The sequence below is a fragment of the Adlercreutzia agrestimuris genome (genome assembly GCF_943193125.1).
Classification (GTDB): Bacteria; Actinomycetota; Coriobacteriia; order Coriobacteriales; family Eggerthellaceae; genus Xiamenia; species Xiamenia agrestimuris.
Genome location: NZ_CALPCX010000001.1, coordinates 736418 through 761617, shown reverse-complemented (window position 1 = coordinate 761617; position 25200 = coordinate 736418). Strand labels below are relative to the sequence as shown.

Below are 25200 nucleotides of genomic sequence, written 5' to 3'. Positions count from 1 at the left end.
CCCCTCTTATGAATAAAAACGCGCCGAAGGGTAAGGCGGTTCAAGCGCACGTTTGAATTCGCTTGCCTGCACACGACGCAATACACTGTTTACCTGCGACGCATCAAATCCAGCCTCCACCAACGCTTGCTCGTTAAACCCGCGTTCGATATGCGCTTTTAGAATCTGATCCAAAGCATCATAGTCAATACCCAAACTTGCCTCGTCGCATTGATCGGGCGCAAGCTCAGCACTTGGCGGCTTATCAATGGTATTTTGCGGAATGGGCGCACAAGCCAAACAACATGAGTAAGTTGGCACGTGTTCATTTCGCCACCGAGCCAATTGGTATACCTCTGTTTTATAGAGGCCACCCAAGACGGCGAAGGCTCCAGCTGTATCTCCGTACAGCGTTGAGTAGCCCATCATAGCCTCACTTTTATTGCCGGTATTTAAAAGCATCCAGCCATAGGTGTTTGAAAGCGCCATCAATACAATCATGCGACAGCGTGCTTGCGTATTCTGTGCAGCAAGCCCCGAAAGCTGACCACCACATGGCGTGGCAAGCGCACGGGCGAACGCCTCATACGGTTCACAGATTGATACCGTTTCAGTATGCATGCCAAGACGTTTTGCCAGTTCTTGCGCGTCATCAACCGAGTGCGTAGACGAATACGGGCCAGGCAGTAGCACACCGTGCACGCGCTGCGCGCCCACAGCATCAGCCGCCATCGTGGCCGCAAGCGCTGAATCAATACCACCTGACAAACCAACGACAACCTCAGTAAAGCCACATGAATCCATGAATGTCTTCAGTTCTGTCACACACAGTTCGTAACGCTGTTCAGCATCCATGTGGTAACTCCTTACTATTGCACCGCGCGAATCTTGTCAGCCAACCACTCTGCCCATTCGTGTACGCCTTGCTCTTTCGTGGCAGCAATGCGGAAGATGGGTGCCTGCGGGTTCAGTTGATTAACCGAGCTCGTGAAGGCTTCTTCGTCAAAGTTGAACACCGGCAACGTATCAACTTTGTTCAAAATGACCGCCTCAGCTGCTTGAAATACGCCAGGGTACTTCAGTGGCTTGTCGTCTCCTTCAGGAACCGACAAGATCATTACCTTCATATTTTCGCCCAAATCGAAGTCGGTTGGACATACCAAATTGCCAACGTTTTCAATAATGATAAGATCAAGGCGTTCCAGATCAAGCATGTCAATTGCGCGCTTGAGCATAGCGCTTTCCAAATGACACGCACCTCCTGTGTTGATCTGTACAGCAGGTGTCCCTTGCGCCTTGATGCGCTCTGCGTCTACGCTGCTGGCAATGTCGCCCTCAATAACGGCAATGTTAAACTCGTCGCGCAACGCATCAATAGTTGCCAAAATTGTTGAAGTTTTACCTGATCCGGGGCTTGCCAGAAGATCAACCACAAAGACGTGGTTATCAGCAAAACGCTGGCGAAGTTCAGCTGCTAATTGATCATTTTTATCTAAAATGGGTTGCTTTAAGTCAATATGTGCCACGATTTACTCCTTAGATACCTTGCAGAGTTTGCTTGATGTGATTATTACGCACGATCAGATGATGCGCCCAGAGAAGCACTCTCTTCGGTGTTCTCTGTACCTTTATCGGGAAGATCAACCTCAATGGAGTCAATTTGAAGCTCTCGTCCTTCTAAAAGTTGCGTAGCAAAACTGCCGCATTCTGGACAAAGCATATGAAACCGATCATGAGTATAGATTGCGCCACATTCTAAACATTTACTTTTTGGTGGAATCATATTGATGGTGAGCTTTGCACCTTTGCTCAGATCAGAGCCTTCGCTTAATACCTCAAATGCAAACTGCAAAGCATCCTCAATGGCTTCGGTCATCTCGCCTACCGAAAGTGTTACTTCAAGCACCTGAGTGGCACCGGCTTCTCGTGCTGATTTTTCGACCGCATCCATAACGCCGGTCATAATTCCTAATTCGTGCATGGCACTCCTCACGCCTCCGAGCACTTGTTATACGAAAGAGCCCGCGCAGACGCGGGCTCTCAAAAAACTTCCGAAAGCGTTCGCCTATTTCTTCTTGAGCGCTTTTTTCTTAGCCGCTGCTTTAGCCTCGGCAGCCTCATCAGCCTCTTCTTGTGCAATCTGAGCATTTTGCTTCTTAATGCGCTTCGCTAAAACCACACGCGCAATCAGCAAACTGCCCTCATACAGTGCAACCATAGCTGCAAACATGAGCAGCATGGTAACCGGCGAAGCATCAGGTGTTGCCATAGCCGAAACAACCATGAGCACAACATATACCGTACGCCAACTATTGCGTAACTTCTTATAAGGCACAACGTCAAAGATAACCAGATAAAAGATTACAAGCGGCAACTCAAAAGCAAAGCCGAAGCATATTTCAAACTTGATAATGATATCCACATACGACGACATACGTGGAGCCACATAGCCCAAACCTAGCGCCTGATCAGTAAGCCACTGGAATGCGGGGTTTAAGATGATGGCATAGCAGAATACGGTGCCGAAAATAAACAAAGCAACCGCAGCTGCAAACGTGGGGATAAACCACTTGCGCTCGTTGGGCTTTAAAGCTGGCAAGAAGAATGCAAGAATCTGCCACAAGATAACCGGTGCGCAAGCCACAATGGAGGCCCAAATGGAAATCTTGAAGCGCACTGCAAACGCCTCAAACGGATCAATAGCCTGCAAAGAGGCAAAACCGTTAGCGTCAGTAGGTAAAAATTCAGCAATAGGGAGCAGCAAAAACTGGCCAATCGTTGGCGTGGCCATATAGAAAATAACAACCGCAATGGCTAAACAAGCTACGATGCGCACCAAGCGCATGCGAAGCTCACCAAGGTGGTCAAAGAGGGGCATTCGCGCCGGTCCGATAGGCATAGCTTATTCCCCTTTCTTTTCTTGAGCGGCTTTTGCGGCAGCTTCTTCAGCTGCTTTCTTCTTGTTAGCCGCACGTGTTGCAGCAGCTTTTTTTGCTGCAGCTGAACGAGCAGCGGCTTTTTCAGCATCTGTCTTCGGGGCCGCTTTCTTTGCTGGCGCCTTAGAAGCAGACTTAGCTGCAGGCTTCGCGGTCGAAGTAGACTTAGTGGTTGATGCAGACTTAGCTGCAGGTTTTGTATCCGAAGCAGGTTTAGCAGTTGCAGACTTAGCGGCGGTGGCAGGCTTTACCGCAGTGGTTGCCGGTTTAGTGCCATAAAGCTTCGCCGGATCGGGCTTTGCGGCAGAGTCAGCTGCCGGTTTAGCAGAGCTGGTCGCAGGCTTGGCAGTTGTAGCTGCAGGCTTCGCGGCCGATGCAGGTTTGGCAGTGGTGGCTGCAGGTTTAGCAGCGGCAGCGGGCTTCGCGGCAGCACTTGCTGCTGGCTTCACAGCTGCACCCGCAGCGGCCTTTGCAGCGCGCTCTTGCTTAGCGGCCTCTTTTGCTGCCTCTTCTTCAGCAGCCTTTTTAGCAGCGCGTTCTTTTTCGTAACGAGCCTTGCGCTCACTAAAGCTTTCATTTTTGGCAGGAGAAGCTGATGAGGTGGATGTCGCTGACGACTTTTTGCTCTGGGCAGCGTCATCCTTTTTCTTATCTGACTCTTCCTTTTCGTCAGATTCGCCAATCTTTGAAAGCGCATCCAACGGATTTTTGAACGGTTCATCAGAGTTGGGGTCGTAAACCTCAGTCTTGATTACTTTATTCATCTCTTCCTGGGCGTCACGGAATTTTCCAATTGCTTTACCCAGGGTTTTTGCAAGAGCTGGCAGCTTATCGGGTCCAAAAATCAAAAACCCGAACAGCAGAATGAGAAAAAGCTCGAATCCACCGATACCAAACAAGGCAATCCCCTTTGCACGGATTTTGTCACAACAATTTCACCACGTTACAACGCGGCAACGATACATAATACCATAGGCAAAAACGCCATGATATCTAACAAGCTATTTTCATGATTTGCCAACACCGCAACTGGCAACACGTTTTATGCCGCACCGCCACCAAGAAACGCCAAAGCAACAGTTGGAATGCCTAACGCAAGCACCAATATCACGCATACAATAATGGTGAAGATTTTCTTCCCGCGCGCTTCTGCCTCACGACGCGCCTTTTCGCGCTTTTCGCGCTCCTCAGCAGCCTTGATGCGTTCAGCTCTTTGCTTTGCGGTTACTTTCTGGTTTGTACCCATGGTCTCTTTCCTCGATTAATCGCGCAATTTACCGCGAATCTCAATAACTCGAGCAATGCTGCGAGCAACTTCAACGCCCACATTCCACTTATTCGTTTCGTACAGCGGCACACCAGCAACCATAGTCATGAGCACGTCTGAACCAGTGCAGGTGTTAACCACTGCAGACACCGGATCGGTTGTGGGTGTTTGATGAGAGCCTGATAAATCAACCGCAATGATGTCAGCACATTTGCCCACTTCAAGCGAACCGATCTTGTCGTCAAGCCTGAGCGCACGCGCGCCACCCATCGTTGCCATTTCAAGCATGGTAGCAGATTCCAAAAAGGTGCTGGTGTTAACTGCACGCTGAACCAACATGCCCAGACGCATCTCCTCAAACATGTCTGTTGAATCCGTGGCGGCTGGAGAGTCAGTGCCTAATCCCAAACGCAGACCAGCGCGCAAGAATTCACTCATAGGAGCAACCCCCATGCCAAGTTGTGCATTAATGCGCGGACAAACACCAACGGCAACATCATATTTCTTGAGCTTTTGGATGTCTTTCTCATCCACATGCACACAATGGATTGCTAACACATTTTCAGCTTCAAACGCGCCCCAGTTAAGTGCATAGCGAACAGGAGTAGTTCCCGTTGGCAGCCAAGGTGGCACCTCAACATATCCGCGTTTGTCATCCATAACATGAACCGCAAATGGCGAAGAACCATACTTAATAAAGTTGAATTCTTCGCGATTTCCCGCCATATGCATTGCCACCGGAAGATGCTCTCGATTAGCCAGTTCAGTGACACGACCAAACACCGACGGATGGCAAGCATACATAGCAGCAGGTGCAATACCTATAGTCACGCGCTCAGGATCAACCTCTTCGCGCCAGTGCAAGATGTCATTTTCGGCCAGCCGCATTGCATAATCAACGCGGCGCTTATCCATAGCGCCTACCTCGCGATAAATCACGCTGCGCAAACCCAACTTTTGCGTTGCCGTTGAAGCTGCACCCGTTGCGGTAATATCAGCAACACAGGTGATACCACTTGAAAGCGCTTCAAGACCGCCAAGAATTGCCGAATCGTACCAATCGGCAACATCAAGTTTGTTGCTCGTTTCTACCAGCGACATAATCCATGTCGTATAAGGCACATCGTGCACAATGCCACGAATTACCGCATTCTCCAAATGAGTGTGCAGGTCGACCAAACCGGGCATAATTGCGGCACTGCCAAAATCTTTAACCTCTTCGTCAGGATAGCGAAGTTTAAGGCTCTCAACAGGGCCAATGTCGCGAATTAAACCATCGCGCACCAAAATTGCGCCATTCTGAAATGGTTCAGACGTGATGGGAAGAATATATTGCGCGGTGAGCAGCATATTTGTTCCGCCTATCTCATCGGGAATCGTTAAACGAACATACTAACATGCACGATACTGCTTTTTTATGAGCGCTAAGCGCTAATCGGTCATTGTCAACAATAAACGCGTTATACTAACCGCCATGGAATCACTAGATATGACATACATTCATGCGCCCGCAACTTATGATTTTCGCGAGCGCTCTATTATGTACGGCCCTGTTTCAGACATGGTGCCCTCAACGCCCATTTTTGAGATGTATCCGCTTGGACTCACTACGCTTTGCGAATATCTGGAACGTCACGGATTGCGCGCACGCATCTACAACCTTGCATCCATGATGCTGCATAAAAAGAATTTCGACGTAGAGGCTAATCTGGCAAAACTTGATTCACGCATGTTTGGAATTGACTTGCACTGGATGCCGCACTGCCATGGATCCATTGAAGTGACGAAGATTCTCAAGCGTCTTCACCCACACACCCCCATCTCGTTTGGCGGTTTATCTTCGTCAATCTTTCACGAAGACCTTATCAAATATGACTGCATTGATTATGTCTTTCGCGGAGACTCAACCGAAGAACCCATGCGCATGCTCATTGAGCGCGTTGCGCGCGCAGAGCGTACGCACACTGCCGTGGGCGACTTATCAGATATTCCAAATTTGACTTGGAAAGACGCCTCAGGTGCTATCCATATCAACCCTCTCTCATGGGTTCCCGATGACATGAATGCCATCTCTATGGACTACGCCTATCCCATGAAAGGCGTGCTTCGCCACCATGATATGACCAGCTACCTTCCTATGAAAGGTTGGCTGTCATACCCTGTTACTGCGGGGTTGTCATGTCGCGGGTGTGCGCGCAATTGCGCAACATGCGGTGGAAGTGCTTATGCGTTTCGCAATCACTTCGGACGCAGACGCGTGGCGTGGCGCGATCCGTCTCTTTTGATTCGCGATATTCAAAATGTGCAAAATCATGTCTGGGGTCCCATTTTTGTATTGAATGATTTCTTGCAAGCGGGAGAGGCATACACACACAAATTTATTACGGGACTTAAAGACAAGGTTCGCAATCCCATTGGATTTGAGTTTTTCGGACCACCCCCCGGCGGCGACGATTTTTATTCGCTTTTGGATGAAAACCTTGATAGCTGGTCAATTGAGATTTCTGCCGAAAGCCATGATGATGATGTTCGCGCGGCGTTTGGTAAAGGTCACTACACCATGGCCGAGCTGGAAGAAACTATTGTTGATGCGCTTTCGCACCCTAACTGTGAGCGGTTCGACCTCTACTTTATGACAGGCATCCCCAAGCAAACCGCTGCAAGCGTGCGTGAGACGGGCGCCTATGTGCAACATCTCTACGAACGCGTGAACTACGATCCGCGTCTTGTAGTAATGACCTCGCCCATGGCGCCATTTCTGGATGTTGGCTCCATTGCATTTGATAATCCAGAGCAATTTGGCTACAAATTGCGCGCGCGAACATTTGAAGAGCATCGCAAGCGCATGATTTTGCCGTCATGGAAACACATCATGAACTATGAGAGCGTGTACATGTCAGCAGATGAAATGGTGGATGCAACTTATGATGCGGCGCTGGACATCAACCGCATTAAAGGTGAACACGGCATTTTGGACGCGGGAATGGCCGCAGGAGTGGATGCACGCATTCGTCAAGCACGCGAGCAAATGAACCGTTTGGATGACGTGCTCTACAACGGCACAGGTCGCATTGATAAGCGGCTTGCCCAGCTCAAAGAAGAGTTTGAACGACTCTCAGAGAGCACAGTTGCTGAAAAGTCAGAATTGAACTGGGCTTTCGACGTTAAACCTACCCACGTTGCGCATTTAGCCAAACTCTGGATTACGAACGAACCCGCCAATTTTGCCTCACGCCTTGGTGGGAAATGGCGAAGCGCTGCAAGTGACTTTGACTATCCCGATCAAACTAATGGCGAACTTTCGCCCGCCTTTAACGCGGATGGCACGCCCAACACAAGTGCTCGTGGTACTAAGGCAGACGGCATGAGCGACGGTCGCGCAGTTGCCGATGAACAGGGTGTTCAAGTAGCAGCATTTGGCAGCGTGGTGGCGCCAGGTTTCTCGGCTACAAACACCAACAACGCCTTCGATGCCTCCATTGCTCACCTTGAAGCAGGTCGCGCTGGCACTGCTGTTGAGGCGGGAGTTGCAGCTATCCGTGAAGAACAGCTTCGCACCGTGGAACCTGATCCACTGCTTGCGCAAATGATTGCTGAGGAGCAAGAACGCGCCGAAGCTCAGGCAAGCGCAGAAAGTACGCACGCACACCCTCGCGTGCGTGATGCGGGCGGCCTCAAAGGTGCGGGTGGACGAGCAGGTGCACGCGACGCTCGCAAGCTGGATAAACTTCGCGATCGTAAGAATTAGCCAAAATGGCGAAAGCGCATGTTGCAGCATATCGTGATAGCATGATCTGTGCACCATGCAAGAACATGAAAGGATGACCATGACCGCGCTCTACGAGGAACTCATTGTAGACATCCCCGATTATCCAACTGAAGGCGTTGTCTTCAAAGACATTACTCCGGTTATTGCTAATCCTGAAGCATTTGCGCAGGTCATAGATGGCATTGCTACTCATTTTGCCGATCTTGGCATAACGAAAGTTATTGGCGCTGAGGCGCGCGGTTTCATCATTGGCGCCCCGGTGGCATATCAGTTGGGCGCAGGTTTTGTCCCTGCTCGCAAGCACGGCAAACTCCCGCGTGAGACGTTTCGTGCGGATTATGAGCTGGAATATGGTCATGATGCACTTGAGATTCACCAAGACGCGCTGTGTGCTGAAGATCGCGTTTTGATTGTTGACGACCTAATTGCTACGGGCGGCACGGTTCGCGCGCTGGTAAAGCTTGTAGAAGATACTGGCGCCGAACTGGCTGGACTTGGCTTCTTCCTTGAGCTTGGCTTTTTGTCACCTCGCGCAAAGCTTGCCGAGGTCACGAATGCCGAAGTGTTTTCGCTCGTTAACGTAGAGGCTTAAGCGATAAGCGTTTGAACTGCGGGTTACGAGTCTTCTCACGTCCACGCTTTCACCCAAACCCGCACTACCAAATCTTTCGCACCAACCTTCATGGAAATCTCCTGGATCACATTTGCTATTGCCTGTCCGCTCTGCTTTCTTGCTGGCATCCTGAATGCCTCCGCAGGAAGCGGCGGCTTGATCTCATTGCCTGCTTTTATGATTGCCGGACTTCCCCCTCATCTGGCCATTGGCACCAACAAGCTTCAGGCAGTCATGGGAATGGCAGCCGCCAATGTCCGTTTTATCAGAGGAGGCTACCTTAATTACAAACTAGCACTTCCTTCAATTCTTTCGGCAATTATTGGTTCGCTGATAGGCTCAAATCTTTCGCTTGTCTGCAATGAAAGCGTGCTTTCGTATCTCATATTCGCCATTTTGCCTTTCGCCGCATTTTTTGCCCTGAATAAAAAGACCTTCACCAATTCTCAGGGGCGCTCTTCACATGAAAGCGCCCAAGATGTCCAGCTCACGCACAAGACCTACCTTATTGTTTGCGTTTTTGCTGCCATTATTGGATGCTACGACGGCTTTTATGGTCCTGGTACAGGTACGTTTCTCATTATCGCGTTCACGGCTTTTGCACACTTGGAAGTACGCATGGCAAGTGCGCAGGCAAAAGCCATCAACTTCACTACCAATCTCACGGCACTTATCGTCTTTATCGCGAGCGGGAATGTACTCGTTTTAGTGGGACTTGCCGCAGGTGTCTGCAACATTGTGGGTTCTTGGATTGGTGCGGGGCTCGTTATTGATTTCGGTGCAAAAATTATGCGCCCAGCGCTGGTTATTGCGCTTGTCCTTATGCTGCTCAAAGTACTCGGGTTATATTAGCGGTCCTCTTAACAGTAGAATTTAAAGCGCCTCGGTGCGCGTGCGCTCGAAATCAGCAATGAGATCAATAACATCTTGCTTTTTATGTACATCAAGCTTTTTATAGAGCGCCTTTGAGTAACTCTGCACAGTATTCGGAGATAAATAGAGCGTACCCGCAATCTTTTTTAGGCTATGTCCCTGAGAAATCAGTGCAGCAATTTCGGTTTCGCGTTCAGTTAGACCATACTGTGGAGCCAATTCGCGCCACAGATCAAGCGGGGTTGTCTCGGAAGGTTTTGCTTCTGCAGGCATTTCGCCATTGAGGAACAAAAACGAGGCAACCATGAGCATAAAAGCTGTGATGAGCGAAAAGAGCGTCAGTTGGTTCGCCAAAGAAACATTGAGAAACTGAGCAAGCGCAGGGACCAATAAATAGCTAAATAGCGAAGAAATGGTTTCTCCAATCACATAAAACAGACTGAAAAGTACGATAGGGTCAAATCGCCGTTGAGCTGCGGTTTGCGATAGCACCACCCAAAGAAAGAGGCTAAAACACGTACGCCCTGCAATAACGAGAGTACGCGCAAAAGAATTCAGCGAAGCACTTTGCTGCCCCAAAAATGCAACAAGAAATAGACCACCGAACAAAAGAAGTGCAAGGAATCCCCAAATCTTTCGGTACATACCTAAAGTATGCGCACGTGAAAGAACCATGACCATAACGATTGTTGCCGTGATGGCCGTAACAATATGGGTCGGGATCATTGTTGGCACAGGGACAGCCCCAATGATGCCATTATTTAAAAATCCACGAATTACTCCCCCGGCAAGGAGAAACAGTGTGAGAAAACCAATTTGCCGCATTGGTATATCTTGAAACGACAAATCTGTAGGAAGCGATGTGCCTTCATGATAGCTAAGCTGCAGCAACATCCAGAAAAGTCCCGAAACTGCCGGCCCGGCAACAGGAACAATGTATGTAAGATATGGCAAAAGGCTGAGCGCTGAAAGTGGCAACGCAATCAAAAATCCTAGAAAGACTGGAAGCAATGCGCTCCCTCGTTGCGTCCGCGCGATGACGCACCCCCACGCAGGAACGACAAGCGCAAACCAAGCTGCATAAAGAACCAGCGAGACAGCAATAACCGCCTTATCCGCTGCCTCAAATAGCTCCGCTTTGGTCATAACATATGCCGCAAGCGATGCCACAATCGAGACGATAAATACCAAAGAGACGTGTGCTGCAAAAAGCTTTGCAATATGAAGCCGATTAACAATAATCATAAGACTGCAAACCAGCACCAGCATCAAAAACAGCAAATAGAAAAGTCGTGCACTATACAACGTTCCAAACGCGCTTTCGTGAAACAGCAGACCAATGCCGTCTTTGCGAAAAACTGGCCAGAAAAATGCCGTACCAAGCATAAGGTATGTAAACTGCGCTCTATTCATATCTTCATGATGCCCTAAACGCCTTTTTGTGAATACCCATGTTTTATGTGGTTGGAAACCTTGCCTTCATGGGCGGCAAAAAAGTTTGTTGTCAGAGATGATGAGTCCGTCATGAACCTTGAGGAAATGACTCACACACAAGGAGGACTATTATGAAACGACGCGACTTTCTCAAGACGGCAACTCTTGGAGCAGTTGGAGCTGCATCAGCCTTAGCACTTGGCGGCTGTTCACCCACTACTCCTGATGCCAAAAACGCTGAACTTGGCACAACTGGAGCTGAATTTCCGCCCGGTCTAACCGCAGAAGACTTTGAACAATCTCCGGTTGTAATTGAGCCTATTGACGACTTCATCGAAACGCATGACTACGACATCGTGGTCGTTGGCGCTGGCACTTCTGGCATGCCCGCTGCGCTGACTGCACTAGAAGAAGGTGCATCGGTTGCGCTCTTGCAAAAAGAAACTACCGCTATCGCCCAGGGCGCCATGTCTTCAGGCGTTGTGCTTTCTGAAAGCACAGAGCGCGGCAAACTTGGGTTTATGCAGGCTTACCGCAAAGAGTGCAGCTATCGCGTAAACACTGACCTCTTACAAACTTTCATGGATCATTCTGGCGAATGTGCCCTCTGGATGGCCAAGATGGGAGCCGAAGCGGGCTTTCCCGCAACGAGCATGCAGTTTTCTATTCGCACCTATCTAGACGATCAACCTATTGCACTTGCATCAAACATCTTTGGCAACAAACCCCAAAACAATCAAGATCTCTGCATTGCTCTTGCTAACTGGGGTGAAGCAAACGGGCTCGATATTTTTTACAGCACGCCAGCAGTTCAGTTGGTGGTGGACAACGGTGCCGTAACAGGAGTTATCGGTAAGACCTCCGACGGATACATTCGCTTCAATGCTGCCAAAGGCGTAATCTTGGCAACAGGCGATTACCAAAACAACGAAAGCCTGCTGGCGAAATGGTCTCCCGATTTGGTGCGTTTTGCCAAAAAGCAAGTAAACAAAACTGGTGACGGCATCCTTTTGGCCTCGCTCGCTGGTGGTCATATATGCCCCGTTGGGCACAGCAGGCAGATGCATGACAACGATTCCTGTCGTATGAATGGCGAACCTTTCTTGGCAGTCGACGTAAATGGCGAGCGTTTCATGAATGAAGAGATTCCTATGGCAAGCTGGGTTTGCACATTACTTGATCACAACAAAGAAGGCGATCCTGGCATGTTCTGTCAGATCTTCGACGACAACTACGAAGACCAGGTAAAAAGCTGGGGTGGCTCACCTATCACCCATGAGAAAATTTTAAATTGGGTTCCAGGTGCCGTAGACAAGCCGTTCAACGTTGATACAAGCCTTATCGATACTCATTTCTGCGATACACTGGATGAATTAGCTGAAGTTTTGGACATTCCAGCCGATGCTCTAAAGAAATCAGTAGAGCGCTATAACGAGTTGGTAGCAGCTGGCGCAGACGATGACTTCGGCAAAGACGTTAAATATCTCAAGCCCATTGACACTCCTCCGTACTGGGGTATTCGTCGCTGGGTACGCCTCACTGCTACCTGCAACGGTATTGCGGTTGACGGCAACTATCAGGTAATTGATGACGAAAACCAACCCATCGCAGATTTATATGCAGTAGGTTTTGGCGCCGGTAACCTTTGCGGTGGCGTTGATTGGAGCACCTATCTCAGCGGCATGTCGTGTGGTTCATGCATGACATCAGGACGAATTGCAGCTCTTCACGCACTAACCGGCCAACTTGAACCCAGCAATCCTGTTACCTGGGAAGACGTCAAGGATATGTACACTATTATGTAGATGCAATTTGCTCATCGTTTTCAGTTATTATCGCAGATCAGTGCAATTAGCTTGCCGGCATTTGCCCTTGAATAATCACTGATAATTCCATACAATATTGTCAATTTGGCAACGTTTTGGTTTTCGCCGGACGTTGCCATTTGTTTATGCAGCTTTAGAGTGCACGTTTGGGTTGTGCGCTCTAACGTTCAAACGAAACACATCACAAGCCACGGAGAAAGCCATGAAAACTCATCCAACGAAGCATAAAACACTCAGATGCGTCCTTGCAGTTGTGCTTGCATGTGGTCTGATGCTACCTAACGTAGCGCTGGCATCAGAAGATCGCACCGTCGAAAGCACACAATCCGACGCAACAAGCTTAAACCTAACTGTTACTGGTGGCACCGAAGGTGTTGATTATAAGTTTGAGGATGTTGCTTACGTGCGCACTTCGCGTAATGGCGCCAAAACCGTGACTAACAATCTCAAGAAGCTGGTCATCTTAAGCTCTACGCCGCTCACACTTTCAACCCCCGCAGACAAAACGTCGAATGCAACGATCTGGGTTAACCCGGGCGTACAAGCTAACCTTACGTTCAATAACATCAATATCAACTCTGATATCCCCTGCCACATTGAACGCAATCGCGACGAGAGCGGCGCAACCATCGAGCCCAAAACCAGCCTCCGCATCACCTTGGCGGCTGGCTCCAAAAATGTGCTTGATGCCACTGACGGACAGCGCTCTCCGGGCATCCATTGTGGTGAAGGCACCATCCTTATCATTGACGACGACATCCCTAACCAAGATACCGCTGGCAACGAAATTGTGATGGATCCAGAAAACTATCCTGGCACAATTCCTGCTGGAGTCTCCTTTGTTGCCAACGACGGCAAAACCTACACCGCAGGCACAACACCGGGTGATGATCGCTTGTCGCTCCTTGAAAGTACAAACCCAGGCTCACTGACGGTCACGGGCTCCAGAAATGTGTCCGGCATTGGCAGTGTTGAATTTGAGACCACCGGTGATATGTATTTCAATGGCGGTCAACTTGCCGTGACCGCCCGTGGTGCAGGAGACGGAACCAATGGCCGTGGCGCTGCTATTGGTGGCGGAAGCGCTGGTTGCGGCGGAAATATGTACTTCAACGGTGGCTCAATTGAAACATGGGCAAGCTACCACGGCGCATCCATTGGCGGTGGCGCTTGGGCGCATAACACGCAAAGTAATGAAAGCTACGCGTATCAATTCCAAGATACGTTTGATAACGGCTTAGTGAACTCAGCAAAAGGTAGCCCAGACGCCGTAGTTGCTGAAAGTAAAACATGGGCAGGTAACATCTATGTCAATGGTGGCTACATCGTTCCTCATGGCGACGCACATGGTAATGCCATCGGACAAGGCTGCTGTTCATGGAACAAAGATCACATCATTGTTATTGCAGGTGGCACTATACTTCCTGACACCTCAAAAGCTGAGGCAAAAGGTGGCAATCCACGATTTGATTGTGTTTCTATGGGCATCGGCGCTCAAGACGGTGCGGTATGCGTAATTGGCGGATCAGTCCGCATTGGCAAAGTTGAAGGTCGAAGCGATGAACTGTTCCAAGCGTTCATTAACGGTGCTGATAGCTATAACTCCGCTTTTGGCGTATATCCCGTTGACACCTCACTCACAAATAACCCTGCCGTATCAATGATTGCAATTGACCTTGGTGCCGAAGTAATCAAAAAAGACGAAAGTGGTAATCCTATCACCAAAGGTGACAACCCCATCATTGACTGGAAGCTCACCGTTGGCAATGTTGCCTACGAATACGGTGCTCCCGCGCAATTTACTGATGGCAAACTATATTTGTGGCTTCCCGCTGAAGCAACCGCACAGCAAATCTCTGTTACGCTTTCATACCTTGACGAAAACAATAAGGTGCAGCAGGTTAACCCCCTCTTCGCTAACCCTGGTCAAGGAACAACACTCAAGCGCTATATTGACTTCCCTCTTCCTGATGCCTATACCAACTCGCTCAAAAAATACTACGATGGAACCCCTCTTGCTTCCTATGATTTGAGCAAGAAGGAAAACTGGATCACCACAAAAGAAGAGATTCCCAAGGTAATCTCCGATCCGGATTCACTTACTTTTAAATATCAGCGATACACCAGCAAAGAAAACGGCGAGCCTATTGGTGCCGAAGTTGCATCAGGCGCAGATGGCAGCCCGCTCACCAGCATGCCCGCCGACGTTGGTATCATGCAATTCACGATGATCTCAACGCAATACTCCGCTTCAAAAGACCCTCTCTACGCTGACTTCGCAAACAGCTATTGGGGACACCGTGCAACTGGTTGGTGCGAGATCTTACCAATTGATTCAGCTATTGACTTAGTGGAAGCAAGCTGGGACGACGGCCAAGATGGTAGTATCCACGAGCCCGCACACGAGCAACTCACAGTTCACGCAACAATCAAAGCTGCAGAGCTTGATCCGGCTGGCAATAAAACCGCTGAAACCTGTCAGGCTCCACGTGGCTATATTCAACTTTATGTTGATAAAAAACCTGTTGGCGAACCGGTAAAGATGGTGTTTGAAGGCGACAAAGCTGAAGATGGCTCCATCATTGCCGCCAGCTCACCTCTGATTAATGCTCACGTTGTGCCAAACGGCAAAGGCTCTTACACCAGCTTTGATTATGTCTTTATTCCTGCCGAGAAAGACTTCTTGGTGCCAGATGCCACCACTGACGGCAAACACGAAGTGTCCGTGCAATTCCTGCCGCCAGCAGTAAATGACACCACCATGGTAGGCAACTATCTTGCAAGCGTAAACCCAGCTGAAGACCCTGATGCCAAAAACGCGGTAGTAGCCATTGAACCCATTGATCCTAAGGCTTCCGTTGATATGGAAAGCCCCAATGACACAGACAGCATTACGTCAAATCCGGCAACAAGCGACGGTGCTGATGGCAAGCTTATCAAAGGCATTATTACGGCAACCTACGCCAAGCATGATCCCGATGCTCCCAACCCCAATCGTCTTGAGCTCAAGTTGCACACGCCCTCATCAGGACCCATCACGGTGACCACTGCCGATGGTCGTATTATTGAAGCTACCATGGTAGTAGACGAAGACGGCAATCCTATTCGCGATGAAAATGGCGACATCACTATCTACGTTGACCCTGAGGCAGTTGGCAAGACAACTCTTACCATCAAGCAAGAACCCAACGGTGCATATGTTTCTACCACCTTTGAATACAAGGTGATCGTCAAGGCTGACCCTGGCATTGCTCCAAAGCCAAGCATCACCAAGCAGGCGAAAAACCTCACGCATCCTCAAGGTCCCACTCAGCCAGGAGATCGCATTAGCTATACCATTTCTGCTTCAAATGCAGCAGCTGGCTCCGCCCTTAACGGCGTAGTCATTACCGACGAGCTCCCCGCAGCACTTGTGCTTGATGAAACAAGCGTGAAGCTTTCAAATCCGGCCGATGACTTTACCGGTAAGCTTGAGAAGGCCGAAGCAGATCCCGTGGTTGGTCAATACACCTTAAGTGATGAAGCAGCAAATGGTAAGCGCACACTTGCAGCACCTGCTGGTGCAGTCTATGGCGAAGCAACTGCGGAACTTACCTTTGAGTGCACAGTCAAAGATGGTATTACGGGTCGTGATCTTGAGCTTGCAGACCTGGGTAATGTTGCTCAAGCCGAAGGCACGCGTGATAACCCCGAAGATCCTGACGGTCCACAAGTTCCCGTTGACCCGGTCACCACCGATCCCGTGTATCCCGAAGGCAGCCATCATGTTGTGCCAAAAGATCCAGCAGCTGAAGAACTTGTTGTTGAAATTACCGTAGAAAACACCACCAACCCCGATGCTCCACTCACACACGTGGGCGACATCTTGCACACCACAATCACCGCCAAAAATATCGGTGACCCGGAAAGCTGCGTTGGTGGCGTTACCGTGACCAACCCCCTCCCCACTGGCATTGAGCCGGTGCCCGGAACCATCAAGATCACTACACCTGATGGACGCGTAATCCCGGTGCCCGATAGCGCCTATGATCCCACAACGCGCACCATTTCTGTTGGCGGTGGAGACCTGTGGGGTGGCGAAGAGATTATTCTGGAATTCGATACCACAATTGGTCCTGATGCGGTTGGAACCACTCCAGAAAATGCTGGCGAAATCCACGGTACTATTCCGTCAACCGATCCGGACTTTGAACTGAAAGAGGTTGATCCAGGCAAACCTGTGACACCGCCCACTGATGAGCCCATCCTCATTACCGATCCCACCGACATTCCGCGTATCATTGGTGACGATCCTGCCGATGGTGACATTACGCTCACCAAGACTGCCGCTAATATCACACGTAATGATGGAACCACGCGCGTTGGCGACACTATTCGCTATACCATTGAGCTTGAAAACACCCATTTGGGAACCGCGTGGATGGATGCCGTTATTCGCGACAACATCCCTGTAGGATTGGAACCATTAAGCAACACCATCAAGCTCACGCTTCCTGATGGATCAACGGTGCCCGTCAAAGACGATGCCTATGATGTGGACACACGCATCCTTTCAGTAGTTGTAGGAGAAGTCATCGGCACGCAGAAGGTAGTGCTTGTCTTTGATGCTCTTGTTACCGAAGAAGCCCTTGATGCCAATATCGGCAACGTTGTCGTTGGTGTTGGCGTGCTGCCGTCAACATGGGATCCTGAAGCAGAGCATCCTACTGTTGGTGACCCGTTTACCCCTGAACAAGGTTGGACGGCATACGAGAAAGATGAAGCGCATCAAAGCGTTACAAGTGGAACTGCCTATGCGCCTGGTACCGACGAAAACGGTGGCGTTTTACCTGCCGATAATGCTGCTAACCATGATCCCGATGGCTCAGACAACAACACAGGTGGCGCCAATACGGGCACCTCAGGAGATGATGCTACGGGCGGCGCAAATCGCGGAGCAGACATTGATGATTCACGAACCATCAAAAAACTTCGCCTTGCCAAGACGGGAGATCCGCTCTTCTCGCTTGCAGGCGGTCTTGGACTTGCCGCCTTGGGTGCAGGAGCGCTCCTTCTCCGCGCACGCCGTCGTTTGAGCTAGCAAAAGGCTTTAAAGCAACTCTTTACAATAAAAGGTGCAGCTCTCAGGGCTGCACCTTTTTTGTGTTGCGTATTATCTACGCGTCAGGTTTATAAAGCGGATTGCAAACTACTCGTCCTCATCCAATCCCATATCATTGAGGTCTTCCAAGTTCAACTCATCTAGATTTCCCAGATCAAGCGCCTCTTCAACCTTGCATTCATAATCGCCATCAGCGTTGATGTCAATGAGTACGTGGCTGCGATCAAACAGCTTACCCTCAATAACGAGCTGTGCAATACGATCAACTACCTCACGCTGAATCAAACGCTTCAACGGACGAGCGCCATACACCGGGTCATAGCCATCAATGGCCAAATGCTCCATAGCTGCCGGCGACACATCAAGCGTCACGCGACGCGTAGCCAAGCGCTCGCGTACGTCGTTCAGTTGCAACTCAACGATAGGCTCCATATTTGCAATAGAGAGCTCGTTGAACGTCACAATATCATCAATACGGTTCAAAAACTCTGGCTTAAACGTTGCGCGCAATGCATCTTGAATTGCATTGGTGAATTCCGCCAGCTTCTTTGCTCCCTCTTCGGGAGTCATGTTCACAACGTCCTCAAGCATATCGCCCATGGTTTCGCGCTCGTGAGCTGCGCGCTCGCGAATAAACTGCGATCCAACGTTACTGGTCATGATAATAATGGCGTTCTTGAAGCTCACCACACGACCCTGACCATCAGTCAAACGGCCATCATCTAAAACCTGCAACAAGATATTGAAGACATCAGGATGCGCCTTCTCAATCTCATCAAGCAAGATCACACTATAAGGCTTGCGACGAACCGCCTCGGTCAGCTGACCGCCTTCGTCATAACCCACATATCCTGGAGGCGCACCAATAAGCCTCTGTACGCTGAACTTCTCCATGTACTCTGACATATCAATACGCACCATAGCACGCTCAGAGTCAAACAAGTACTCTGCCAGCGCTTTTGCAAGCTCGGTCTTGCCAACGCCTGTAGGTCCTAAGAATAAGAACGAACCAATTGGCTTATCTGGATCAGACAAACCAGCACGATTACGACGAATAGCGCCTGCCACCGAGCTAACTGCCTCATCTTGACCGATAACGCGCTCATGCAAAACCTTCTCCAGGTCAATGAGCTTTTCCATCTCGCCGCGCATCATCTTTTGAATCGGGATGCCCGTCCAAGTTGATACAACCTCGGCTATTTCGTCTTCTGAAACTTCCTCTTTCAGAATTGCGCCATCTTGCTGGCGAACATTCAAGTCATGCTCAGCCTGCTCCAGCTTTTGCTGCAACTCAGGAATTCGCGCATAACGAATCTCAGAAGCTTTTACCAGGTCTCCCTCACGGGTTGCGCGCTCCTCTTCAAGCTGCGCGCCTTCCAAATCAGCCTTGAGGTTTTGCACATACTCAATGGCATCTTTTTCATTGCGCCATTCAGCTTTACGCTTATCAAGCGACTCTTTAGCTGTTGCTATTTCCTTGCGAAGGCCTTCAAGACGTTCTTTGGAAACCTCATCATTTTCCTTCTTGAGTGCTTCCTCTTCAATTTGCATTTGTGTGAGTTTACGCTCAGCCGCATCCACCTCTTCAGGCATTGAATCAATCTCAATGCGCAAACGAGATGCTGCTTCGTCCATCAAGTCAATTGCCTTGTCGGGTAAGAAACGATCGGTGATGTAGCGGTTTGAGAGCTCAGCTGACGCCACAATAGCGGAGTCGGTAATACGAACGCCATGGTGGATCTCGTATTTCTCTTTCAAGCCACGCAAAATTGCAATAGTATCTTCAACGGTCGGCTCGGTCACCATAACCGGCTGGAAGCGTCGCTCAAGAGCAGCGTCTTTCTCAATGTACTTGCGGTACTCATCTAGCGTTGTTGCGCCAATAACATGCAACTCACCACGAGACAGTGCTGGTTTGAGCATGTTGCCTGCATCCATAGAACTGTCACCAGTTGAACCTGCACCAACGATGGTATGCAACTCATCAATAAACAAAATGACGCGTCCGTCAGAATCTTTTACTTCGCGAATAACAGCCTTAAGCCTGTCTTCAAATTCGCCGCGATACTTAGCGCCGGCAACCATAGAGGACAAATCAAGCGCGATAATCTCTTTATCACGCAGCGAAGATGGCACGTCACCTGCAACAATACGTTGTGCCAAGCCCTCAATAATTGCTGTTTTGCCAACGCCTGGCTCACCTATGAGCACCGGGTTGTTCTTCGTACGGCGAGACAGCACCTGAATAGTACGGCGAATCTCTTCCGAACGACCAATAACAGGATCTAGTTTGCCTTCACGCGCTTTAAGCGTCAGATTTTGACCGTACTGCTCAAGCGCTTCAAACTGCGTCTTGTTGTTCGGGTCTGTCACACGCGTCTCACCGCGCAGCTCCTCATAAGCAGCTTCGATATTTTTGCGATTCACATTTGCAGCACTCAAAATCTTTGCAGCCGAGTCTTTGCCCTCAGAAAGTGCAATGAGCAAGTGCTCGGTTGTGGCATAGCTATCTCCCAAGCGATCTGCAATTTTAACCGCTTTATCAATGACACCCATAAGTGCCTGCGACGGAATACCACTCATAGCACCCGCGCCACTAATTTTTGGCATACTTGCAATTTCAGCATCAACATTAGCGTTGAGCTGGAACAAATCTGCCCCGATGCGCTTAATAATGGCCGACAAATTATTTTCTTGCGAAGCCAAAAGCGCCTTAAGCATATGAATTGGCTCAGCCTGGGACGATTCATTCTCAGACGCAATAACAAGCGTCTGCTGCAATGCTTCTTGCGCCCCAAGCGCCAATTTGCTGAGGTTGCCCATATTCATGGCGTACCCTCCTTTTCATTTCCTATTTCAAGCGGCGAAGGGAGCTTGGCATGTCCGCCACGCGAACCAAGGCGTTAACGCTTTCACGCGTCTCAAGTTCATGCACCCTATCCGCAAGACGGCGAACGCGTTTATGCAGATCGTCGAGTTCTGCATCGCGCTCATCAAGCCTACCTTGCAAATCTAAGATGCGAATGACGCCAGCCAAGTTAATGCCTTCGCCGGTAAGTTCGTTAATCAATTCAAGCCGCTCAATATCAGCCTGCGAATACATCCTGGTATTTCCGCTGGTACGCTGCGGTGTAACAAGACCTTTTTGCTCGTAGGTACGAAGCGTCTGCGGATGCACACCAGTCAGCTCAGCGGCCACACTAATCATGTACAACGGTCGGTTGCGGTCGGTTCGGTTGCCGCTCATGCTTCCCAGCTCCTTACCGATTCAGTACTTGCAGCCAGGAAGTCTTCCATGGCTTTTGTTTGGTCTTCGTTCATATCCTTCGGGATAATAACTTTAATGGTGATCTTGAGATCTCCATTGCCGTCACCCTTCACTTTCGGGGCACCTTTGCCGCGTACGGTCAATACGGTGTCGTCTTGCGTTCCAGCTGGAACTTTGACGCGCGCCTTTTTTCCATCGGGCGTAGGTACCACCACGCTTGCACCAAGCGCTGCCTCCGCGATATTGAGCGGAACGGTCATGAGGACATCTGCACCTTTGCGCGAATACAGATCGTTGGCCTCAATCTTCGTTGTAATAAGCAAGTCACCATCTGCGCCGCCATTTTCACCCGGGGCACCTTTACCCTTAAAGCGAAGACGTCCACCATCCACTGCACCAGCAGGGATCTTGACCGTCAGCGTTTCAGATTCTGACCTGCCAGGAACACGTACGGTTACCTTTTTCTCGGCACCGTTGAATGCTTCATCAAACGACACGTTAAGCGTGACGTTCATATCTTGACCTTTACGGGGTCGTGGCTGATAACCACCACCGAAGTCCCAGTTTGATCCAAAGGCTCCTTCGCCATGGCGAATACTCTCAAGAATATCTGCCCAGCTACCGCCACCGAAACCGCCGCCAAAAATGTCTTCTACGTTGACGGCCGAACCGCCGCCCCACCCATGGGGAATTTGGTTTTCGTTAGCAGTGCCATACTGGTCATAGAGTTCGCGCTTTTTTTCGTCAGAAAGGACTTCGTAGGCTTCATTGATTTCCTTGAACTTAGCCTCATCGCCACCCGCATCAGGATGATGCGTGCGGGCTAATTTACGAAATGCCTTTTTGATCTCAGCTTGAGTTGCCGTGCGAGGGACTCCAAGTGTTTTGTAGTAATCAGGGGTAGCTGCCATAATCTCTGCTCTACCTCCTTCACAGTTGTTATGCGTTGTTTGAGCGTATGAAGGCGGGCTTTGAAAGCCCGCCTTCACCGCGTACACTATTCTGTACTTTCGCCGCCCTCATCAGGTGTTTTCTCCCGCTTTGGACCGCCGGTTGTCACGGTAACCATTGCAGGTCTGAGAACTTTCGTTCCCATCTTGTAACCCTTTTGATAGACCTCATGAACGGTCTCATCAAATTCATTTGAATCGGGCACCGTTGCTACGGCTTGTGCTTCAAGTGAGTCGAAAGGTTGACCTACCGGATCAATTACCTCAACTCCGTCTTTCTGCAGCACGCTTACAAACTTTGCGTGCACTGCCTTCACGCCGTCTAAAAGACCCGTTTCACCATTGTCTGTTGCATAGCCAATGGTTCGCTCAAAGTCATCAATCACCGGCAAAAGATCAGTTACAAGCTTTTCGGTGGCGCGCGCCTTTTCAATTTCGCGCTGCTCATTGGTGCGTCTGCGATAGGTATCCCATTCGGCATGCAGACGCATATACTTGCCTTGCCACTCTTCCACTTGCTTCTTTGCTTCGTTGTAGAGATCTTCTGCAACTGAAGCAGTTTCAACACCGGGCGTACCTTCAACAACTACTTCGTCAACCGAGATGTCATCAAGGTTTTGCGACGCATCAGTCAGGGTTTCAGCGGCTTCAGCGGCAACTGTCTCAACATCTGAAACGTCCGCTGCAGCAGCCTTCAAGTCATCGGCCTGGGTGCCGCGCGCCGCATTTGGCGTGCCTTGCTCAACCATGGCTTTTACTTCCCTTCGTTTTCGTCGTCTACTACTTCGTAGTCTGCCTCAATGGTGTCATCAGCAGGCGTGGTCTCAGCTGCAGCAGCTTCTGATGCAGCGTTGGGACCTTCGGTGCTGTAAACAACTTCAGCCAGTTTGTAACCTGCTTGTTGCATCTTCTCGGTTGCCTGCTTAATGGCCTCAAGATCGGTGCCAGCCAGCGCGGTCTTTGCCTCAGCAATGGCTTCCTCAGCTGCGCTCTTAACGTCTGACGGAGCTTTGTCGCCAACTTCAGACAGCGTCTGCTCGGTAGCGTTTACCAAAGCATCGGCCGTGTTGCGGATCTCTGCTTCTTCGCGACGACGCTGATCTTCCTCAGCATGCTGCTCAGCATCTTTTACCATGCGCTCAACTTCATCATCGTTCAGAGCAGTAGAACCAGAAATGGTGATCTGCTGCTGCTTGCCAGTGCCCAAATCCTTAGCAGAAACGTTTACGATGCCGTTAGCGTCAATGTCAAACGTAACCTCAATTTGCGGAACACCACGACGAGCAGCCGGGATGCCGGTCAACTGGAACTTGCCAAGTGTCTTATTGTCAGAAGCCATCTGGCGTTCGCCTTGCAGGACATGAACCTCTACTGAGGTCTGGTTGTCAGATGCGGTTGAGTAAATCTCAGTTTTGCGTGTCGGGATTGTCGTGTTGCGCTCAATCATCTTGGTCATAACGCCGCCCATGGTCTCAACACCCAAGGACAGAGGCGTTACGTCAAGCAACAAGATGCCTTCAACGTCACCAGCCAAAACGCCGCCCTGAACAGCTGCGCCCATAGCTACAACCTCGTCAGGATTTACTGACATGTTCGGATCTTTACCCGTGAGCTTCTTAACAAGCTCTTGTACGGCTGGCATACGCGTTGAACCACCAACAAGAATAACCTCGTCAATGTCGCCTGACTTCAGACCAGCGTCTGCGAGTGCTTGCTCAACAGGCTTCTTGCAGCGATCCAGCAGGTCCTTGGTGATGCGCTCAAACTCGGTGCGAGTAAGCGTGTAATCCAAGTGCTTAGGACCAGATGCATCAGCGGTAATGAAGGGCAGGTTGATGTTTGCCTGCGTCGTAGAGCTCAGTTCCATCTTTGCTTTTTCAGCTGCTTCCTTCAAGCGCTGTAGAGCCATTTTGTCTTGGCGCAGATCAATGCCATTGTCAGCCTTGAATTTGTCTGCAAGCCAATCAATGATGCGCTGATCCCAATCGTCACCACCGAGGTGGTTGTCACCAGCGGTTGAAGCTACCTCAAAGACACCGTCACCTAATTCAAGGATTGAAACGTCAAACGTGCCGCCGCCCAGGTCAAATACGAGAATCTTCTCATCTTTGTTAGTCTTATCAAGACCATATGCCAGTGCTGCAGCCGTAGGCTCGTTGATGATACGGAGCACTTCAAGACCTGCAATCTTGCCAGCGTCTTTGGTTGCCTGACGCTGAGCGTCATTGAAGTATGCAGGAACAGTAATAACTGCTTGAGTAACAGGAGAACCCAAGACCTTCTCTGCGTCACTCTTGAGCTTCTGAAGAACCATTGCAGAAATCTCTTCAGGCGTGTAGTCCTTGCCGTTAATGTCTACAACAGCACGACCATCCTTGCCCTTTTGTACTTTGTAGCTTACCGTCTTTTGCTCTTCTGGCGTCTCGTCAAAAGAACGGCCAATAAAACGCTTCACTGATGAAACGGTATTTTCAGGATTGGTAACAGCTTGGTTCTTTGCAGATTTACCAACAACACGTTCGCCGTCTTTACGGAAGCCCTCAACGGACGGGGTTGTACGATCTCCTTCTGCATTCACCAAGATTTCAGGCTCTGAACCCTCCATGACTGCCATGGCTGAGTTCGTAGTGCCCAGGTCAATACCGAGAATCTTGCTCATAGTTTTGCTTCCTTTCGTTGCATTCTTTCTCGTTAGTTTGTGCTTGGTAGTGCTGAGTGCTTCCGCTTGCGTCACCCTCGTGAGATTCACTCGGCTCTCAACGAGGTTTTTAGGCTACGCAGCTTCAACACTCGATATAGATACGTATGTTGCTTCGGCTCTGTTCGATGCATTTCGACTGCCCGCAGTGCAGAGAACAGACGAAACAAAACACGTAAGTATCATAGGTACAAGTATTTTATGATGTTTGACACTATATAATCTAAGTCTATCACTGTCAAGTTTCTTACAAAACTTATTTATATGTTTCTTTAACATCACTACTATAAACACCTTGAAACCCTACGTCTCACGAAACCGCCAACCGTTACGTGCTGGTCACAAGCCTGTTTCCAGGACGGCGATTCAAAACCAACCTCTGTCCTAACTGTCAGCTTTTTCCCTAAACCATGTGTAGGAATTGTGAGCTAACCTGACTTATGCAGTCTTGTAACGCGCAAGCTAGCGACGATAGAAGCCGTAGTT

General features: G+C 49.7%; 18 protein-coding genes. 5 read left to right on the top strand and 13 right to left on the bottom strand.

Annotation, left to right across the window (positions count from 1 at the left end):
• Positions 1-6 precede the first annotated feature (6 nt).
• The 7 genes from nadE to NFR28_RS02940 form a co-directional block, all read right to left on the bottom strand.
• On the bottom strand, positions 7-834 hold the full coding sequence (gene nadE / locus NFR28_RS02970; protein ID WP_251178339.1) for an NAD(+) synthase: 828 nt from the start codon (positions 832-834) through the stop codon (positions 7-9).
• Between the two features lie 14 nt (positions 835-848).
• The gene (hypB, locus tag NFR28_RS02965) at positions 849-1505 is read right to left on the bottom strand and encodes a hydrogenase nickel incorporation protein HypB (RefSeq protein WP_251178338.1); all 657 of its coding nucleotides are present in this window, start codon (positions 1503-1505) and stop codon (positions 849-851) included.
• Positions 1506-1549: 44 nt separating this feature from the next.
• Positions 1550-1960: a hydrogenase maturation nickel metallochaperone HypA gene (gene hypA / locus NFR28_RS02960; protein WP_251178337.1), complete on the bottom strand. Its 411-nt coding sequence runs from the start codon at positions 1958-1960 to the stop codon at positions 1550-1552.
• Between the two features lie 84 nt (positions 1961-2044).
• Positions 2045-2878: a twin-arginine translocase subunit TatC gene (tatC, locus tag NFR28_RS02955; protein WP_251178336.1), complete on the bottom strand. Its 834-nt coding sequence runs from the start codon at positions 2876-2878 to the stop codon at positions 2045-2047.
• 3 nt (positions 2879-2881) lie between these two features.
• Positions 2882-3814: a Sec-independent protein translocase subunit TatA/TatB gene (locus tag NFR28_RS02950; protein ID WP_251178335.1), complete on the bottom strand. Its 933-nt coding sequence runs from the start codon at positions 3812-3814 to the stop codon at positions 2882-2884.
• 143 nt (positions 3815-3957) lie between these two features.
• Positions 3958-4161 (bottom strand): CASC3 protein CASC3, encoded by a 204-nt coding sequence (locus tag NFR28_RS02945; protein ID WP_251178334.1) that lies wholly within the window; start codon positions 4159-4161, stop codon positions 3958-3960.
• Between the two features lie 15 nt (positions 4162-4176).
• Positions 4177-5532: an amidohydrolase family protein gene (locus NFR28_RS02940; RefSeq protein ID WP_251178333.1), complete on the bottom strand. Its 1356-nt coding sequence runs from the start codon at positions 5530-5532 to the stop codon at positions 4177-4179.
• Between the two features lie 139 nt (positions 5533-5671).
• On the opposite strand from NFR28_RS02940, the gene NFR28_RS02935 reads away from it, so the two are divergent.
• The 3 genes from NFR28_RS02935 to NFR28_RS02925 all read left to right on the top strand — a co-directional run bounded on the left by NFR28_RS02935 (position 5672) and on the right by NFR28_RS02925 (position 9416).
• Positions 5672-7930, top strand: coding sequence for a TIGR04190 family B12-binding domain/radical SAM domain protein (locus tag NFR28_RS02935; protein ID WP_251178332.1), 2259 nt, complete (start codon positions 5672-5674; stop codon positions 7928-7930).
• 79 nt (positions 7931-8009) lie between these two features.
• Positions 8010-8543, top strand: coding sequence for an adenine phosphoribosyltransferase (locus NFR28_RS02930; protein ID WP_251178331.1), 534 nt, complete (start codon positions 8010-8012; stop codon positions 8541-8543).
• Between the two features lie 90 nt (positions 8544-8633).
• The gene (locus NFR28_RS02925; protein ID WP_251178330.1) at positions 8634-9416 is read left to right on the top strand and encodes a sulfite exporter TauE/SafE family protein; all 783 of its coding nucleotides are present in this window, start codon (positions 8634-8636) and stop codon (positions 9414-9416) included.
• A gap of 21 nt (positions 9417-9437) precedes the next feature.
• Here the strand turns inward: NFR28_RS02925 and NFR28_RS02920 are convergent, their stop codons facing one another.
• Positions 9438-10850: a helix-turn-helix transcriptional regulator gene (locus NFR28_RS02920; protein WP_251178329.1), complete on the bottom strand. Its 1413-nt coding sequence runs from the start codon at positions 10848-10850 to the stop codon at positions 9438-9440.
• 152 nt (positions 10851-11002) lie between these two features.
• On the opposite strand from NFR28_RS02920, the gene NFR28_RS02915 reads away from it, so the two are divergent.
• Together NFR28_RS02915 and NFR28_RS02910 are read left to right on the top strand one after the other, a co-directional pair.
• Positions 11003-12676: an FAD-dependent oxidoreductase gene (locus NFR28_RS02915; protein ID WP_251178328.1), complete on the top strand. Its 1674-nt coding sequence runs from the start codon at positions 11003-11005 to the stop codon at positions 12674-12676.
• Between the two features lie 223 nt (positions 12677-12899).
• Positions 12900-17777, top strand: a complete 4878-nt coding sequence (locus tag NFR28_RS02910) for a hypothetical protein (protein WP_251178327.1) — start codon at positions 12900-12902, stop codon at positions 17775-17777.
• 108 nt (positions 17778-17885) lie between these two features.
• Here NFR28_RS02910 and clpB read toward each other — a convergent pair whose 3' ends face one another.
• From clpB to dnaK, 5 genes are all read right to left on the bottom strand, one after another.
• Positions 17886-20627 carry an ATP-dependent chaperone ClpB gene (gene clpB, locus NFR28_RS02905; RefSeq protein WP_251178326.1) on the bottom strand — a complete coding sequence of 914 codons (2742 nt, stop codon included), beginning with the start codon at positions 20625-20627 and terminating at the stop codon, positions 17886-17888.
• A gap of 22 nt (positions 20628-20649) precedes the next feature.
• Positions 20650-21045: a heat shock protein transcriptional repressor HspR gene (locus tag NFR28_RS02900; RefSeq protein WP_251178325.1), complete on the bottom strand. Its 396-nt coding sequence runs from the start codon at positions 21043-21045 to the stop codon at positions 20650-20652.
• The gene (locus NFR28_RS02895; RefSeq protein ID WP_251178324.1) at positions 21042-21977 is read right to left on the bottom strand and encodes a DnaJ C-terminal domain-containing protein; all 936 of its coding nucleotides are present in this window, start codon (positions 21975-21977) and stop codon (positions 21042-21044) included. The genes NFR28_RS02900 and NFR28_RS02895 overlap by 4 nt, the downstream gene beginning before the upstream one ends.
• Positions 21978-22063: 86 nt before the next feature.
• Positions 22064-22765: a nucleotide exchange factor GrpE gene (locus NFR28_RS02890; RefSeq protein WP_251178323.1), complete on the bottom strand. Its 702-nt coding sequence runs from the start codon at positions 22763-22765 to the stop codon at positions 22064-22066.
• Positions 22766-22770: 5 nt separating this feature from the next.
• On the bottom strand, positions 22771-24675 hold the full coding sequence (gene dnaK / locus NFR28_RS02885) for a molecular chaperone DnaK (RefSeq protein WP_251178322.1): 1905 nt from the start codon (positions 24673-24675) through the stop codon (positions 22771-22773).
• Positions 24676-25200: the final 525 nt, after the last annotated feature.

Bases quoted from the DNA above. Each gene is read 5' to 3' on its own strand.
- nadE (WP_251178339.1), bottom strand. From the start codon at position 834: ATGGATGCTGAACAGCGTTACGAACTGTGTGTGACAGAACTGAAGACA.
- hypA (WP_251178337.1), bottom strand. From the start codon at position 1,960: ATGCACGAATTAGGAATTATGACCGGCGTTATGGATGCGGTCGAAAAA.
- tatC (WP_251178336.1), bottom strand. From the start codon at position 2,878: ATGCCTATCGGACCGGCGCGAATGCCCCTCTTTGACCACCTTGGTGAG.
- NFR28_RS02945 (WP_251178334.1), bottom strand. From the start codon at position 4,161: ATGGGTACAAACCAGAAAGTAACCGCAAAGCAAAGAGCTGAACGCATC.
- NFR28_RS02940 (WP_251178333.1), bottom strand. From the start codon at position 5,532: ATGCTGCTCACCGCGCAATATATTCTTCCCATCACGTCTGAACCATTT.
- NFR28_RS02935 (WP_251178332.1), top strand. From the start codon at position 5,672: ATGACATACATTCATGCGCCCGCAACTTATGATTTTCGCGAGCGCTCT.
- NFR28_RS02930 (WP_251178331.1), top strand. From the start codon at position 8,010: ATGACCGCGCTCTACGAGGAACTCATTGTAGACATCCCCGATTATCCA.
- NFR28_RS02925 (WP_251178330.1), top strand. From the start codon at position 8,634: ATGGAAATCTCCTGGATCACATTTGCTATTGCCTGTCCGCTCTGCTTT.
- NFR28_RS02920 (WP_251178329.1), bottom strand. From the start codon at position 10,850: ATGAATAGAGCGCAGTTTACATACCTTATGCTTGGTACGGCATTTTTC.
- NFR28_RS02915 (WP_251178328.1), top strand. From the start codon at position 11,003: ATGAAACGACGCGACTTTCTCAAGACGGCAACTCTTGGAGCAGTTGGA.
- NFR28_RS02910 (WP_251178327.1), top strand. From the start codon at position 12,900: ATGAAAACTCATCCAACGAAGCATAAAACACTCAGATGCGTCCTTGCA.
- clpB (WP_251178326.1), bottom strand. From the start codon at position 20,627: ATGAATATGGGCAACCTCAGCAAATTGGCGCTTGGGGCGCAAGAAGCA.
- NFR28_RS02900 (WP_251178325.1), bottom strand. From the start codon at position 21,045: ATGAGCGGCAACCGAACCGACCGCAACCGACCGTTGTACATGATTAGT.
- NFR28_RS02895 (WP_251178324.1), bottom strand. From the start codon at position 21,977: ATGGCAGCTACCCCTGATTACTACAAAACACTTGGAGTCCCTCGCACG.
- NFR28_RS02890 (WP_251178323.1), bottom strand. From the start codon at position 22,765: ATGGTTGAGCAAGGCACGCCAAATGCGGCGCGCGGCACCCAGGCCGAT.
- dnaK (WP_251178322.1), bottom strand. From the start codon at position 24,675: ATGAGCAAGATTCTCGGTATTGACCTGGGCACTACGAACTCAGCCATG.